17 protein-coding genes are annotated in these 15,104 nt (G+C 67.9%); 6 read left to right on the forward strand and 11 right to left on the reverse strand.

The genetic code is table 11. From position 1 onward, the window contains the following. Positions 1–14 precede the first annotated feature (14 nt). The 11 genes from Ato02nite_RS20565 to Ato02nite_RS52550 form a co-directional block, all read right to left on the reverse strand. Positions 15–1,322: a FliI/YscN family ATPase gene (locus Ato02nite_RS20565; protein ID WP_213008214.1), complete on the reverse strand. Its 1,308-nt coding sequence runs from the start codon at positions 1,320–1,322 to the stop codon at positions 15–17. Between the two features lie 21 nt (positions 1,323–1,343). After that, the gene (locus tag Ato02nite_RS20570) at positions 1,344–2,018 is read right to left on the reverse strand and encodes a FliH/SctL family protein (RefSeq protein WP_213008215.1); all 675 of its coding nucleotides are present in this window, start codon (positions 2,016–2,018) and stop codon (positions 1,344–1,346) included. Beyond that, a complete protein-coding gene (fliG, locus tag Ato02nite_RS20575) occupies positions 2,002–3,027 on the reverse strand; it encodes a flagellar motor switch protein FliG (protein WP_213008216.1) in 1,026 nt (341 codons plus the stop codon). The genes Ato02nite_RS20570 and fliG overlap by 17 nt, the downstream gene beginning before the upstream one ends. A gap of 95 nt (positions 3,028–3,122) precedes the next feature. Further along, positions 3,123–4,742 (reverse strand): flagellar basal-body MS-ring/collar protein FliF, encoded by a 1,620-nt coding sequence (gene fliF, locus Ato02nite_RS20580; RefSeq protein WP_213008217.1) that lies wholly within the window; start codon positions 4,740–4,742, stop codon positions 3,123–3,125. 1 nt (position 4,743) lies between these two features. Beyond that, positions 4,744–5,091 carry a flagellar hook-basal body complex protein FliE gene (gene fliE / locus Ato02nite_RS20585; RefSeq protein ID WP_213008218.1) on the reverse strand — a complete coding sequence of 116 codons (348 nt, stop codon included), beginning with the start codon at positions 5,089–5,091 and terminating at the stop codon, positions 4,744–4,746. 5 nt (positions 5,092–5,096) lie between these two features. Further along, positions 5,097–5,489, reverse strand: a complete 393-nt coding sequence (locus Ato02nite_RS20590; protein WP_213008219.1) for a flagellar basal body rod protein FlgC — start codon at positions 5,487–5,489, stop codon at positions 5,097–5,099. Positions 5,490–5,492: 3 nt separating this feature from the next. Beyond that, positions 5,493–5,840 carry a flagellar basal body rod protein FlgB gene (gene flgB / locus Ato02nite_RS20595; protein WP_213008220.1) on the reverse strand — a complete coding sequence of 116 codons (348 nt, stop codon included), beginning with the start codon at positions 5,838–5,840 and terminating at the stop codon, positions 5,493–5,495. A gap of 170 nt (positions 5,841–6,010) precedes the next feature. Beyond that, positions 6,011–6,325 carry a hypothetical protein gene (locus Ato02nite_RS20600; RefSeq protein ID WP_246607255.1) on the reverse strand — a complete coding sequence of 105 codons (315 nt, stop codon included), beginning with the start codon at positions 6,323–6,325 and terminating at the stop codon, positions 6,011–6,013. Between the two features lie 2 nt (positions 6,326–6,327). Next, positions 6,328–6,708, reverse strand: coding sequence for a flagellar export chaperone FliS (gene fliS / locus Ato02nite_RS20605; protein ID WP_213008221.1), 381 nt, complete (start codon positions 6,706–6,708; stop codon positions 6,328–6,330). Positions 6,709–6,758: 50 nt separating this feature from the next. Beyond that, the gene (fliD, locus tag Ato02nite_RS20610; RefSeq protein ID WP_213008222.1) at positions 6,759–8,111 is read right to left on the reverse strand and encodes a flagellar filament capping protein FliD; all 1,353 of its coding nucleotides are present in this window, start codon (positions 8,109–8,111) and stop codon (positions 6,759–6,761) included. Between the two features lie 153 nt (positions 8,112–8,264). Further along, positions 8,265–9,542, reverse strand: a complete 1,278-nt coding sequence (locus Ato02nite_RS52550; RefSeq protein ID WP_213008223.1) for a flagellin N-terminal helical domain-containing protein — start codon at positions 9,540–9,542, stop codon at positions 8,265–8,267. Positions 9,543–9,794: 252 nt separating this feature from the next. Here Ato02nite_RS52550 and Ato02nite_RS20620 point away from each other — a divergent pair, with 252 nt between their 5' ends. From Ato02nite_RS20620 to Ato02nite_RS20645, 6 genes are all read left to right on the forward strand, one after another. Next, positions 9,795–10,280, forward strand: a complete 486-nt coding sequence (locus tag Ato02nite_RS20620; RefSeq protein ID WP_213008224.1) for a flagellar protein FlgN — start codon at positions 9,795–9,797, stop codon at positions 10,278–10,280. A 1-nt stretch (position 10,281) separates the two neighbouring features. Next, a complete protein-coding gene (gene flgK, locus Ato02nite_RS20625; protein WP_213008225.1) occupies positions 10,282–11,712 on the forward strand; it encodes a flagellar hook-associated protein FlgK in 1,431 nt (476 codons plus the stop codon). A 19-nt stretch (positions 11,713–11,731) separates the two neighbouring features. Further along, entirely contained in the window at positions 11,732–12,646 is a 915-nt protein-coding gene (locus tag Ato02nite_RS20630) for a flagellin N-terminal helical domain-containing protein (protein ID WP_213008226.1), read from the forward strand. 41 nt (positions 12,647–12,687) lie between these two features. Further along, positions 12,688–13,086 (forward strand): flagellar assembly protein FliW, encoded by a 399-nt coding sequence (gene fliW, locus Ato02nite_RS20635; protein WP_246607257.1) that lies wholly within the window; start codon positions 12,688–12,690, stop codon positions 13,084–13,086. A gap of 82 nt (positions 13,087–13,168) precedes the next feature. After that, positions 13,169–13,411 carry a carbon storage regulator CsrA gene (gene csrA / locus Ato02nite_RS20640; RefSeq protein ID WP_213008228.1) on the forward strand — a complete coding sequence of 81 codons (243 nt, stop codon included), beginning with the start codon at positions 13,169–13,171 and terminating at the stop codon, positions 13,409–13,411. Positions 13,412–13,465: 54 nt separating this feature from the next. Beyond that, positions 13,466–15,025, forward strand: coding sequence for a methyl-accepting chemotaxis protein (locus tag Ato02nite_RS20645; protein ID WP_213008229.1), 1,560 nt, complete (start codon positions 13,466–13,468; stop codon positions 15,023–15,025). The last annotated feature ends 79 nt before the right edge of the window (positions 15,026–15,104 follow it).

The raw sequence follows: 15,104 nt of genomic DNA on the forward strand, positions 1-15,104 counted from the left end.
GCGGCCGCGAGCTCTCAAGTGGCGGTGACGAGGGCGTGCAGTAGGGCCCAGGACTCGGCTGGGTTGACTCGTTCGTCCATGTCCTGGCGCAGGAAGGCGGTGATCCGGGGCCACAGGGCGTTGGCGCGGTCGGCCTCCGGGTTGGTGCCCGGCACGTAGGCGCCGATCTCCACCAGCTCGCGCACCTCGCGGTGGGCGGCCATCAGGCGGCGCAGCTCGGTGGCGTCGGCGCGCTGTTCCCGGCTGGTGATCTTGTTAGCGACCCGGGAGATCGAGTCGAGCGCCTGGACCGCCGGGAAGTGACCGGCGGTGGCCAGTTTGCGGTCGAGCACCACGTGGCCGTCGAGGATCGAGCGGGCCGCGTCGGCGATCGGCTCGTTGTGGTCGTCGCCCTCCACCAGCACGGTGTAGAGGCCGGTGATGCTGCCGCGGGCGCCCGGCCCGGCCCGCTCCAGCAGCGAGGCGAGCATGGCGAAGACCGACGGCGGATATCCCCGGGTGGCCGGCGGCTCGCCGACCGACAGGCCGACCTCACGCTGCGCCATGGCTGCTCGGGTCACGCTGTCCATCAGCAGCAGCACGTCATGCCCGTCGTCCCGGTAGTACTCGGCGATCCGGGTGGCTACCGAGCCGGCGCGCAACCGCACCAGCGGCGCCGCGTCCGAGGTCGCGATCACCACGACCGACCGGGCCAGCCCTTCCGGGCCGAGGTCGTGCTCGATGAACTCGCGTACCTCCCGGCCGCGCTCACCGACCAGCGCGACCACGTTGATCTCGGCCGAGGTGCCTCGCGTGATCATGCTCATCAGGCTGGACTTGCCGACACCGGAACCGGCGAAGATGCCGATCCGCTGCCCCCGCCCGCACGGCACGAGCGTGTCCAGTACGCGTACGCCCAGGGGCATGGGTGCGTCGACCAGCTGTCGCTCCATCGCCGACGGCGGCGCGGCCTCGATGCTGACCATCTCGCCGCGAAGCGGCGGACCGCCGTCCATCGGCCGGCCCAGGCCGTCCAGGATCCGGCCCCGCAGGTCCGGGCCGACCGCGACGCGCAGTGGTGCGCCGGTGTTGGTCACCGGCGTGCCGGCGCCGATCCCGGTCAGCGGGCCGAGTGGCAGGCAGGACAGCTGCTGGCCGTCCAGCGCGGCCACCTCGGCGAAGATCGCCTCCGGCCCCTCGCCCATCTGCACCAGGTCGCCCACCCGGGCCTGCAGCCCACTCACCGTGACCCGCAGGCCGACGGCGCCGGTGACCCGGCCGCGGGTGAGCGGCCGGGCCGCGGTCACCGCCGCCGACATCCGATGCCGGAACAGGTCGGTCATGAAGCTCGGTCTCCTTACCGCCTAGATCCGCAGCGCCTCCCGGGCACGGAGGACCGCGGCCTCGATGGTGGCGTCCACCGACGCCATGCCGGTGTCGGCGAGCGCGTCGCCGGGGCGCAGCTTGGGGTCCGGGCGCAGGCTGACCCGGCGCCCCTCGTAGTCGAAGTCGGACGGTCCGTCACCGATCAGCGTCTGGTAGTCGGCCGGGCAGAGGCTGACGGTCAGCGCACCGGTCTCCGGCGCGGCCGCCATCGCCCGGCGCAGCGCGTCGGCACCGCGCCGCTGGTCGTCTTCCAGGGTGCGGCCGACGATCGCCTCGGCCAGCTCGAAAGCGTGCGTGAGCACCACCTCCTGGAGCTCGGTGAAGCTCGGCATGAGCTGGTTCTCCAGCGCGGTGACGGCCCGGCCGAGCGCGTTCACGGCCTGCGCCAGGGCGGCGTTGCGGCGCTGTTCGTTCGCCAGTTCGCTGGCCCGCGCGCGGGCCGCCGCGTCCTCGGCGGCGGCCGCGGCCTCGCGTTGACCCTGGGCCCAGCCCTCGGCGTAGCCGGCGACCCGGGCCTCTTCCCGGCCCTTCGCCGAGGCCCCGCCGGAGCTGGGCGTTTCGTGCCGCAGGTCGACGCCGAACTGGGCGGCCTCGGCGGACTCGGCGACCGAACCGCGCAGGAACGGCAGCGGGCCCTCAGGCGATGAGCTCATCGGCCTCGCCGCCACGCTGGACCTCGATCTGGCCGGAGTCCTCGAGCGAGCGGATCACCGAAACGATCTTCGCCTGGGCCTCCTCGACCATCTTGACCTTGACCGGGCCGAGCAGGTCGATCTCCTCGATGAGGTTCTCCCGGCCGCGCTCGGAGAGGTTCTTGGTGATCTTGTCGCGGACCGTCTCCGGTACACCCTTGAGCGCGGTGGCCAGGTCGGCCGGCTCGACCTGCCGCAGCACCAGCTGCACGGCGCGGTCCTCGAGGTTGACGACGTCCTCGAACATGAACATCCGGCGCCGGATCTCCTCGGCCAGCTCGGGGCTGCGGGCGTCCAGGGCCTCCAGGATGAGTCGCTCGGTGGTGCGGTCGGCCCGGTTGATGATCTCCACGAGGGGCTGCAGGCCGCCGACCGTGGAGAGCTCGTCCGGCTGGAGCACGGTGGAGAGCTTGCGCTGCAGGGCCGCCTCGACCTGCCGGATGATCTCGGGGGAGGTGCGGTCCATCACCGCGATCCGGTGCGCGACCTCGGTCTGTACCTCGAGCGAGAGGCCGGCCAGGATCGCCGAGGCGAGCGCGGCCGGGATGTGTGCGAGCACCAGCGCGATCGTCTGCGGATGCTCGTACTGCACGTAGGAGAGCAGTTGCCGGGGGTCGGCGTGGCTGAGGAAGTTGAACGGGATGTCGTTCATCGAGGCTTCGAGGCGATCCAATATCAACGCCGCGCGCTCCTTGCCGAGCGACGCCTCGAGCAGCTCACGGGCGTAGTCCATGCCGCCGGAGCCGGCGTACCGGGTGGTCGCCATGGCGTAGAACTCGTCCATCACGTCGTCGACGACGGTGGGTTCGAGCTTGCCCAGCCGAGCGATCTCGGCCGAGATCATCTCGACTTCCTTCTCCGACATGCTGGACATGATCTGCGCGGAATGTTCCTTGCCGAACTGGACCAGCATGATCGCGGCCTTGCGCACGCCCGTCATCGACAGCGTCGTTAGCTGCGGTGTGCTCAACGCGTACTCTCCTCAGCCCGTCGGGGGAACTTCTCTGCGTTACCAAACGGAGCGAAAAGGGCGGTCGGCGGAAGCCGACCGCCCATTTCGTCGTGTCAGTGCACCGGCGCGTCGGCGGCGAGCCAGCCGCGTAGCAGCACTGCCATCTCCTCAGGCTGATCTTTGACCATCTGCTCGATCTCCCGCACTCGTTCCTCCCGAGCTTCCCCGTCCGAGTAGCTCTCCGGGGCGGCTTCCAGCATCTGGGCCGGGATCGCGCTGTTCAGTTCCGCGAGGCGCTGCTGCTCCAGCGCGGCCTGCATGTCCTCCAGATGCTTGCGCTCCTCCGGGGTCAGCGCCTTGCGCTTCTTCGAGCGGCGACTGGCCCGCCAGGCGAGGAAGAGCAGCGCCAGCACGACCGCGGCGAGCGCGCCCGTCTTGATCATCGTCAGCTGTTTGGCCGACTGGTCGGCCACCGCGGCGGCGTTCAGAGCCTGCTGGGCCGCCTGGGCCGCGCTGGTGTCGAAGGGCATGGCGCTGACCGCGATGGTGTCGCCGCGGGTCGAGTCGATGCCGGCCGCCGCGCTGACCAGCTGCTGCACCTGGGCCGGGTCGATGGTGCCGGCGGTGGTGCTGTCCAGCAGGACGGCCACGTTCAGCTTCTTGATGCTGCCGGGGGCGCTCTTGCGGGCCTCGGTGGTCTCGTTGATCGCGTTCTGCTTGGCCGAGTTGCTGTTCTCGTACTGACCGGTGCCGGTGGTGCCGGTGGTGCAGCCGGGGCCGGAGATGTTGTCCGGGCCGAGGACGCCGCCGGCGCAGTTACCGGAGTTGTTGTACGCCTCGCGGCTGTTGGTCTCGGAGAGGGCCGGCAGCGACGGGTCGGAGTTGTAGGTCTTGCTGTTCGTCGTGGTCTGGTCGAAGTCCAGCTCGGCGGTGGTGGTGACGACCGCATGCCCGGGACCGACCACGCTGTCCAGCATGTTCTGCAGCGAGCTGTTCATCCGGTTCTGGAAGGCGACGGTCTGCGACTCGCTGCCGCTGTCCCCGCCGGTGCCCACCGCCGCGCCGCCGCCGGTCGACAGGATCTTGCCGTCCGCGCCGGCCACGGTGATCTCGGTCGGATCGAGGCCCTCGACGCTGGAGGCGACCAGATGCACGATGGACTGCACCTGCTGGCTGGACAGCGGAGAAGTCGAGCTCGAGGCGACCAGGACGGAGGCCGTCGGCTGGTCCTGGTCGTCGGCGAAGACGTCCTTCTGCGGGATGACGAGGTGCACGGTGGCCGCCTCGACACCGTCGATCGACTTGATCGTGTTGGAGAGTTCACCCTCCAGGGCCCGCTGATAGTTCGTGTGCTGCATGAAGTCGCTGGTGGTGATGCCCTGCTGGTCGAGCAGGGAGTAACCGGTCCCGGCGTCGCCGGGCAGGCCCTCGCCGCTCAGCGACAACCGCAGGGTGTTCACCTGATCCTGCGGGACGAGCACCGTCTGGCCGTCGTTCGCCAGCTCGTAGCTCGTGCCGGACTTCTGCAGCGACTCGACGATCGCGCTGGCGTCCTTGGTCGACAGGTTGTTGAACAGGATCGAGTACGTCGGCTTCGACGCCCAGGTGGCGAAGAAGTAGGCGCCGACGACGAGAGCGATCACCGCCGCGAGCGTGACGGCCTTCTGGCCCGGCGTGAAAGACCGGAAGGTGTCCGTGACGCGGCGGACCGGAGCGGGAAGGCGGTCGGTCATGTCAGGCCTGCATCCTCATGATCTCTTGGAAAGCTTCCACGGCCTTGTTGCGTACCGCGAGCGTGAGCTGGAGACCGAGCTGAGCTTCGGTGGCGGCCATGGTGTATTGCGCCGGGTCCTGCAGGGTTCCGTCGGCGACCTGGACCGCCAGGTCGCTGGCCTTCGACTGCGAGGCTTGCACGCTCTCCAGACCCTTGGACAGCATGCTGGTGAAGCTCTCGCTGGGACCGTTGACCGCCTCGGCGGCGTTCGCCGCCGGGTTCGATCCGGCCAGGCCGGCGACGCTGGACACCGAGTCCAGACCGCCTACCGCGGATAATCCGCTGATGGCACTGATCGGCGAGATCATCTAACTCACTTCCCCAGGTTGATCGCGGCGGCGTAGGAGTCCTTGGCGCGGTCGACGACCGCGAGGTTCGCCTGGTAGGCGCGCTGGGCCATCATCATCTGGGCCATCTGGCTGCCCAGGTCGATGTCCGGCTTGCGGACGTAACCCTGGCCGTCGGCCAGCGGGTTGTCCGGCTCGTAGGTGAGTACGCCCTGGGCGCTACCCATGGCCACGCCGCCGACCTGGGCGCCGTTGCCGTCCGCCGCCTCCTGGGCGACCACGTAGCGTGCCTGGAAGGCCTTCTCGGACGTACGGCTGGTGTTGTCGATGTTGGCGATGTTGTCGGAGACCGCGTCCAGCCACTTGCGGTAGACGGTCACGCCGGAGCCGGCGACTCCGATGGCGTTGAACGTGCTCATTTATCAAGCCCCCTTGATCGCGTCGCGCAGCATCGAGTACTTGGAATCCATGGCCCGCAGCGTCAGCTGGTAGCGCATCGTGGTGTCGATGTGCGACAGCGTCTCCTCGTCGAGGTTGACGTTGCTGCCGTTGAGGCGGGTCGGCTCGAGCGAGTCCTGGACGCTCGGGGAAACGCTCGAGGGCGACTCGCCCTTGGCGATCGCGCCGTGCAGCGCCTGCTCGAATTCCACCTTACGGGCCCGGTAGCCGGGGGTTTCGATGTTTGCGATGTTGTTCGCGATAGCGGTCTGCCGAGCCGCGAGACCGGCGGCGGCAACCCGCAGCGAGGATGACGAGACGTCGTCGAACACAGCAGCTCCTTGGAGGTCAGTCCAGGTGCCGTTCCGTGGCTTCTCGGGGAGCAATCCGTTGCTCGTATCATGCATTTCGGCCTGACCGCCGATCCGCTGAGCGTGTAACGGTTGCCGCGAGGTTGCACGCGAAAAGTCCCGGAACCCCATCCGGGGCTCCGGGACTTCGGTTACATTGCGCGGTCTACGTAGACCGGGCGTTTGACCGCCTCGCCGGTCTCGATCCGGGACGTCATCGCGGTCTGCCGGCGATTCGCCGTCAGCCGCCGGGCGATCTCCTGGGCCGCCTTCAGCTGACGGGTGAGGATCTCGTCCGCGCGTGGCTTGAGTTCCAGCGGCAGGGCGCCGAGCTCCGTGGGTGGCTTCCACAGGTCGGCCGGCGGGGTCTCGGCGTGCCGATGTTCGTCGGCGAGCATCGCCTCGACGTTGGCGACGTCCAACTCGAGCTCGTCCAGAGCGTCGATCCAGGCGCCGTTCCAGTCCATGGTCAGCCGGCGACCGCCGCGGCGGCCGCCTCTCGCCAGGTGTCGCGCAGCGGTTCGGCCAGGTTGCGGATGGCCGCCACCCGGTCGGCGTCGCGGGCGATGTTCGCGCCGATCAGCTCGGTGAGCATCCAGCCGTAGATGTTGGCCAGGGCGGGCGCGCCCGACCAAGCCTCGACGTCCAGGCTGGTGCGCAGTTCGATGACGATCTCCTGGGCGTGGGTGATCTTGTCGTGCGCGGCCTCCCGTTCCTCCGCGCGCAGTGCCTGCTCGGCCTGCATGAGGTCGAGCACGAGGCGGTCGTACAGCATGAGCAGGAGCTTGGCGGGTGAGGCGGTATTGATGGAGTCCTGCAGGTAACGGTCACGCAAGTGCGGGGCGGTCATCGGTCTCCTCGATCAACGCTGTGGTGGCTGGTCAGGACGATGCGTACGGGTCAGCCGAGGCCGGCGAGCTGCCCGGCGAGCCAGGTGGACTGGTTCTTGAGGTTGCCGAGGGACACCTCGAGATTGGAGTACTGCTTCTGCAGCGCCAGCTTCTTGGCCGCGAGCCGGACGTCCCAGTTGCTGATCTGGGTGTTGAGGCTGTCGATCTCGTTGTTGCGCCCGAGGATGACCGACTTGAGGTTGGTCGTCATCGTGGTGGTCATCTTCTCGATCTGGGTGCCGAGCTTCTGGCCGGCTTCCTTCACCCGGTCCGGGTTGGTGGCGTACGCGTTGAGGAACTCGGAGCGGGTGAACTTGAGCTGCCCGTCCTGCTGGAGCTCGATGCCGAGGTTCTTCAGCGACTTGATCTTGTCGGTGATGTCGGCGCCGCCGGCCGCCTCCTCCGACCAGTTCAGGCCGGTGCTGATCGAGCCGAGGATCTTCGACGCGATGTCCCGGACCGAGAAGTCGCCGGTCAGCGGCGAGCCCGTCTTGGTGGCCGGGTCGTACGCGGTCTGGGTGGAGATCTCGGTGAGAGCGGCGTTGGCGGCGTCGACGAACGCCTGCATCTTGTCGGCGATCGCCCCGGTGTCGTTGGTGACGTCGATGGTGACGTCGTTCTCCTGCTTCGAGACGGTGAGCGTGACGCCGTTCATCAGGCCGGTGAACGTGTTCGTGTCACTGGTCACCGTGTAGGTGGAGCTGCCGCCCCCCTCGACCTCGATCGTCGCGCTCTTGGCCGCCGTGGTCTCCGGCGAGGTGCCGTTGGCGCCGAGCCCGTCCAGGCCGGTGATGGTGAAACCGTTGCTGGCGCCCGATTTGCGGCCGGTGATCTGCAGAACGCCTTCGCTGTCCGACGTCTTCATGACGTACGCCGAGACGCCCGCGTCGGAGTCGTTGATCGCCTTGGCGATGCCGGCGGCCGATTTGTCCGCGGTGATGTCGATGTCGTACTGCTTGCCGGCGGTGGTGGTGATCGAGATCGTGTCGGGCGCCGACGATATGGGGGCGGGCTTGGTGTCCAGCTTGCCGTCGCCGTCACCGTCGACGTAGGTGGTCACCTTCATCGTGGTGGCCTGCTTGCTGGCCAGCGAGGTGACGTCGAAGGTGAGGCTGCCGGTGGTGGCGCTGAGGTTGGTGGAGGTGCTGACCGCGACCGAGGAGGAGCTCGAGGTGGCCGCGATGGCGCGCCAGGTGCCGAGCTGGTTCAACGCCCCGGCCGCGCTCTTGAACGCGGCCACCTTGGCATTCACCGACGTGTACGAGGCCGAGGCGGTCTGCGCCGTGGTGACCTTGGCCTTCAGACGGTTCTGCGGAGCCTGCTCCACCTGCATGAGCTGGGCGATCACCGTCGACGTGCTCATGCCGCTGACAAGTCCGTCTACAGAGCTGGACGACACAGTGGCCTGCCTTTCGGTGCGGAAAAGAAGCGGGGGCAACCGGCGCGGTTCTGCCGGCTACCCCCACCTATTCGGCCGTGAGCGTTGCGTATTCAGTTCCAAGCGGTAGCAGCTCGGTTATCGGAGCAGCGAGAGAACGTTCTGCGCCGACTGGTTGGCCTGGGACAGCATCGACGTGCCGGCCTGGGTGAGGATCTGAGCACGGGTGAAGGAGACCATCTCCTGCGCCATGTCGGTGTCCCGGATGCGGGACTCCGACGCGGACAGGTTCTCCACCGCCACGTTGAGGTTGTTGATGGTGTGCTCGAAGCGGTTCTGGTAGGCACCGAGCGAGGCGCGCTGGTCGGAGACCGTGGTGAGCGCCTTGTCCAGCGTGGTGATCGCGCTGGTCGGGTCGGTGGTCAGGTCGACCGTCTTGGTGCCCAGCGTGCCCGAGTCGACGGCGCCGATGCTGAACGCGATGCGCTCCTTGGCGTTGGCGCCGACCTGGAACTGGCCGGTGTTGCCGCCGCTCACGTCGGCCAGGGTCGTCGCGACGTCGATCTTCAGGTCGGCGAGGGCCGTGGTGCCGTCGTCGGCCGCGGTGAAGTCGCCGACGCCCTGCAGCTGGTAGGACGTGGTTCCGTCCTTGGTGGTGGTGGAGGTCATGCTGACCTCGTTGCCCTGCAGGTTGTAGTCCCGCAGCGCCGAGCCGACCGCCTCGTTGAACCGCTTGACGACGTCCGCCGGGCTGGTGTCGTCGGCGCTGCCCGCGACGGTGACCGTGATGCCCTTGCCACCGTTGAGGGTGGTGAGGTCGACGGTGCTGCCGTCCTTCTGGGTGATCGTCGTCTGGCCGCTGATCTTCGTGAGGTCGACGGTGTAGCTGCCCTGCGCGCTGGCCGGAACGACCGGCAGGCCATTGGCGCCGGCGACCTGGGTGTTGGCCGGCGTGGTGGTGTCGAGCGCGGTGCGCTTGGTGGCGCCGAAACTGCCGTCGAGCAGCTTGGCCTTGCCGAAGGCGGTGGTGCTGCCGATGCGGTCGAGCTCCGCGTTCAGCTGCGTCATCTCCTTGTTGGCGGCCGAGGCGGCTTCCTTGTCGGTGGCGCCGTTGTTGGCGGACTGGACCGACAGGTCACGCATGCGCTGCAGGATCGTGGTGACCTCGTTGAGCGCGCCCTCAGCGGTCTGCGCGACGCTGACGCCGTCCTGGGTGTTGCGCACGGCGACCTTGAGACCGCCGACCTGTGCGCGCAGACCCTCGGAGATCGAGAGGCCGGCCGCGTCGTCCGCCGCCCGGTTGATGCGGAAACCGCTGGACAACTTCTCCAGCGACTTCGACATCTGCCCGTCGGTGACCGACAGGTTGCGGTAGGCGTTCTGCGCGGCGATGTTCTGGTTGATACGGAGACCCATTGGTAATTCCTCCTTGAGCGGGGTCTTTCCGGCCCATCCGTGAGGCCGTGGCGATACGCCGGGTCCGATCGGCGTGCCGCCGACGGTCATTGAGCAGTCTCTGAGATTTCTTCGCACTTTTCCGGCAAACCCGAAGAAACGTGAAATGAGCTGATCGGGCCAAATTCCTCAGCGGCGGGGCGGACGTGCCGACCTGTCCGAATGAGCGGGCATGTCGAGGGGGCGTGCCCGACACCGAGACGGAGGACCAGGGTGAGCCTGACCGACCTGGCCAGCGTCCTGTGGCGTTCACGTGAGCTGCTGGAGATGCTGCTGTTCAAGCTTGAGGAGGAGCAGTTGCTCCTCGCGTCCAACCGCTCCCGCTGGCTCAGCCACGCCACCCGCGAGGTTGAGGTGGTCCTCGACCAGATCCGGCAGACCGAGGTCATCCGGGCCGCCTACGCGCAGGACGTCGCGGTCGAGCTCGGGCTCGGTGCGGAGGCCTCCCTCGGTGAACTGGCCGACGCCGCGCCGCCCCCCTGGTCCGATCTTTTGCACCAGCACCGCAAGGCGTTCCTGATGCTGACCTCCGAGATCAGCGCGCTCGCCGATGTGAACCGGGACCTGCTCACCGCCGGCCAGCGCGCAGCACGCGAAACCATGCTCGCGTTCGCCGAAACTGTGGAAACGTACGGACCGCAAGGCCAGACCGTTTCCGGCGGCGTGCGCCGCTCCAGCCTGGTTGACGAGGCGATCTGATATGGCTAGCACTTTCGGCGGTATCAACACGGCGCTCAGCTCGCTCTACGCGCAGCGGCGAGGCCTGGACATCACCGGTCAGAACATCGCGAACGCGAATACCGAGGGTTACACCCGGCAGCGCATTCGGATGCAGTCCCAGACCGGCAGCCTGAACCCGGGCGTCTACTCCACGACCGATCAGGTCGGCAACGGTGTCACGGTCGCCGCGATCGAGCGGGGCCGTAACCAGTACCTCGAGGACCGCGGTCGCACCGAGCACGCGAGCTCGGCCTACCTGGCCAACACCAAGGGCACCTACGACCAGGTCGAGAGCGTGCTCGCCGAGCCGAGCGACACCGCTCTCCAGGCCCGGCTGCACGACATGTGGGACGGCTGGAACGACGTCGCCAACAACTGGCAGGACCCCTCGACCCGCAGCGCCCTCATCGAGCGCAGCCACACCGTCGCCACCACCCTGAACGACACGTACACCTCCCTCTCGCATCACTTCGACGACCAACACAACCAGATGGACGCGTACGTCACGCAGGTCAACACCATGGCCGCCGGGATCGCCGACATGAACAACCAGATCGCGATCGCGCAGAAGGCCGGCCTGCCCGCCAACGAGCTCCAGGACGAGCGCGACCGCCAGGTCATGCAGCTTTCCGAGCTGTCCGGGGCGACCGCGATCCTCAAGGACGACGGCACGGCCAACGTCTACATCGGCAACGTCGGCCTGGTCGAGGGCTTCAACGCCCGGAGCCTGGAGCTCGCCGGCCCGGGCACCCTGGACGAGGTCATGGCCTCGGGCGACAAGGTGTCGCTGAAGTGGACCGACACCGATACCGACGCGAGTGCCGGCGGCACCATGGGCGCGATGCTCGACTCGATGAACACCCTGCTGCCGGGCATCGTGAAGGACCTGGACAGCGTGGCCAAGGGCATCGCGGACACGGTGAACGGCACCATGTCGGCCGGGTACACGATCGACGGCAAGCCGGGCGACGGCAGCGACCCCGACGTGCCCCTGTTCTTCGACGGCACCACCGCCGCCAAGATCAAGGTGGCGCTCACCGACGCGTCGCAGGTCGCTTTCTCCCAGGGCAACCCCGACATGAACGGTACGGATCCCTCGCTCGACCACTACAACGCCGACAAGCTGTCCGGCATGGGTGTCGACCCCAACGGGCCGGACGCGACGTACCAGTCGATGATCGGCCGGCTCGGTGTCTCGGCGCAGGCGACCGCCCGGCGCAGCGAGATCCAGGATTCGGTGACCGATCAGGTGGACTCGGCCCGGCAGGGCGAATCGGGGGTCAACCTCGACGAGGAAATGACCCATCTGCTCACCTACCAACGCGGTTATGAAGCGGCGTCGCGGGTGCTCACGACGATCGACTCGATGCTCGATCAGCTCATCAACCGCACCGGCCTGGTCGGCCGGTAATGGCGGGGAGAAATAACGCATGACCATTCCCAGCAGGACCACCGAAACGAGCATGACCACCAAAGCGCTGGGCGATCTGCAGCGCTCCCTCGCTCGTGGACAGAAGCTTCAGACCCAGATCTCCAGCGGCAAATTGCTGAGCCGGCCGTCCGATTCGCCGACCGGCACGGTCACCTCGTTGCAGCTGCGCGGCGAGGTGCGGGCGACCCAGCAGTACGCGCGCAACGCCGACGACGGTCTCGGCTGGCTCGGCACCATTCAGGACAAGCTCGGCGACGCCTCGAGCACGATCATCCGGGTCCGCGATCTCACCGTGCAGGCCCTGAACTCGGCCAACAACGACCAGTCCCGTGAGGCGCTGGCCGTCGAGATCGACAACATTCGCCAGTCGATGCTCAGCGAGGCCAACACCAAGTACCTGAATCGGCCGGTCTTCGGCGGCAGCACGCCCGGCTCGGTGGCGTACGCCGACGCGACCGACGGAAGTGGCGACATCGTGTTCGCCGGCAACAAGAATCAGACGACCCGGACGGTCGGTGCGAATGCGCAGGTACGCATCGAGATCAGCGGTCCGGAGGCATTCGGTGAGCCCGGTACCGATACCGAGCTCTTCGGCGTTCTGAAGAAGCTTTCCGCCGATATCCGCAGCGGCGATTCGGCCTCGTTGGACCAAAGCCTACAAAATCTGGATAGTGCCCACGATTTACTTAAATCCGCACTTTCGGATGTAGGCGCCCGATATAATCGGATTGAACAGATGAAGCAGTCCGCAGACGACCATCTGTTATCCGTGACGTCGCAGCTTTCCGACATCGAGGATGTCGATCTGCCTAAGGCGATCATGGAATTGCAGATCCAGCAGACCTCGTACCAGGCCGCCCTGGCCGCCACGGCCAAGGTGATCCAGCCCTCGCTCATCGATTTCCTGAGGTGACCATGAGTACTCGCACCGCGTCCCGACCGATTGAGGCGTCCATGATCGACCCGTCGCTGGGTCTGCCGACCATCACGATGGCGGTGCCCATGCCCGGCTTCCCGGCACATCGGGAGTTCGTTCTGGTTCGTCTCAACGAGGACGGACTGCTTTACGCTTTCACGTCCATCCAGGACCCGGACCTGCGCTTCCTGGTGGCCCCGCCGGAGCCGTTCTTCCCGGACTACGCCCCGGAGATCGAGAACGAGGTCTTCGCGGCGCTGAACTCGAAGGACCCCGACCGGCTGCTGCTGATGACGGTCATCACGGCCGGCACCGACGAGACCACGGCCAACCTGATGGCACCGATCGTGGTCGACCGGGACACCCACCGGGCCATGCAGGTCGTGCTCAGCGGTTCCGGTTACCCGGTCCGCGCGATCATGCACCGGGCCTACTGACGTCCCGTCGGCGGCGCGGTCGCCCGGTCCGCGACCGCGCCTTTCGCGTTGCTGTCCGTCCACGGATGGGGGAGGGCACCGGATGCTTGTGCTGACTCGCCGAGCCGGCGAGAGCGTGATGATCGGGAACGACGTGATCATCACGGTGCTCGAGGCGCGCGGGGATGTCATCCGGCTGGGCATCCAAGCCCCGCGCGACATTCAGGTCCATCGTGAGGAAGTGTTCCGGGAGTTGCAGGCGGCCAACCGCGAGGCGGCCTCGCCCACCGACGATGCGGTCCGGGCGATCACGAAGATGCTGCAGTCGCCGGAGGAATCCGGCTGATCGGGGGTGCCCCGGTGCATCGCGCCGGGGCCTACCCGGATCCTGGGGGGATCGATGGCGCGACTGGCAGATATCGGCATCGCCAAGCGGCTCACGCTGATCGTGGCGATCGGTGCGGTCGTGCTGGCGGCTCTCGCCGTGATCACGGTGATCAGCCAGAGCAAGATGACCAGCCAGGGTCTGAAACTGGTCGGCCTGCAGGCCGGAGCGTCCGCGCTCAACCACCTGGACACCCGGCAGAGCGAACTGAAGGTGGACGCCTACCGCTCCGCTCTCGGCCAGGACGTGACCCAGGACGTCAGCGACGACGTGGACTCCTCCACCGAGGCCGCGGACGCGGTCGAGGCCGCCGGGATGCCGGCCGATCTCACCGCGAAGTTCGCCGGTTACCGGGCCGACTTCACGTCGTTCAGCGACTTCATCACCCAGTTCGCGGCCGACGCCAAGATGAACGTGGCGTCCGTGCAGTCGCGGCTCGACGAGATCTCCGAGCGCAACCACGTCACCGACGATGAACTCGGCGGTCTGGTCGACGAGGTGAGCGCCCTGGTCGTCGCGGAACGCGCCGAACTGCGGCACATCTCGAGCACCACCCAGTGGACCGTGCTCATCGTCTCCGGGGTCGGCCTGATCGTGATGATCGCGCTGGCCGTGCCGATGGCCCGCTCGATCCTGGTCCCGGTTCGCCGGCTCGGTGCCGTCATCGACCAGGTCGCGGCCGGCGACCTCACCGCGCGCAGCGGCATCACCAGTCGCGACGAACTCGGCCGGATGGCCGGTGGCCTGGATGGTGCGCTCGACTCGATCCACCATTCCCTGGAGACCATCGGCAAGGACGCGGACCAGCTGGCCAGCGCGGCCGGCGAGCTGTCCGCGGTGGCCGCCCAGATCGCCGAGGCGGCAGGCGACACCGACCGGCAGACGTCGGCGGCCTCGGCCGAGGCCGAGGAGATCTCCCGCAACGTGCAATCGGTCGCGGCCGGTTCCGAGGAGATGGGTCTCTCGATCCGGGAGATCTCCCACAACACCAGCGAGGCGGCCCAGATCGCGGCGATCGCGGTGTCCGAGGCGGCCCGGGCCACCGAGACGATCCGCCAGCTCGGCACCTCCTCCGAGGAGATCGGCAACGTGATCAAGCTGATCACCTCGATCGCCGAGCAGACCAACCTCCTCGCGCTGAACGCCACCATCGAGGCCGCCCGGGCGGGCGAGGCCGGCAAGGGCTTCGCGGTGGTCGCCTCCGAGGTCAAGGACCTCGCCCAGGAGACCGCCAAGGCGACCGAGGACATCGGCACCCGGGTCAACGCGATCCAGCAGGACACCGGCGGGGCGGTCGAGGTGATCTCCCGCATCTCCGAGGTCATCGCGCAGATCAACGACTTCCAGACCACCATCGCCAGCGCGGTCGAACAGCAGACCGCGACCACCGGCGAGATGAGCCGCAGCATCGCCGAGGTGGCCAGCGGCTCGTCCCGGATCGCGCACAACATCTCCGACGTCGCCGCGGCCAGCGCCTCGGCGGTGCAGGGCGTCGAGCAGACCCGCGAGGCCTCCACCGAGGTCGCGCGCACCGCCGATGACCTGCGCGGACTCGTTGGAGCGTTCCGCCTCTGAGCGGCTTTGTGAAACCGGACTGCACCGCCCGACGACCGGGCCTGTCAACACCGCTCCCGCATTCTGTACCAGGACGGAA

This window comes from Paractinoplanes toevensis, from assembly GCF_018332695.1.
GTDB lineage: Bacteria > Actinomycetota > Actinomycetes > Mycobacteriales > Micromonosporaceae > Actinoplanes > Actinoplanes toevensis.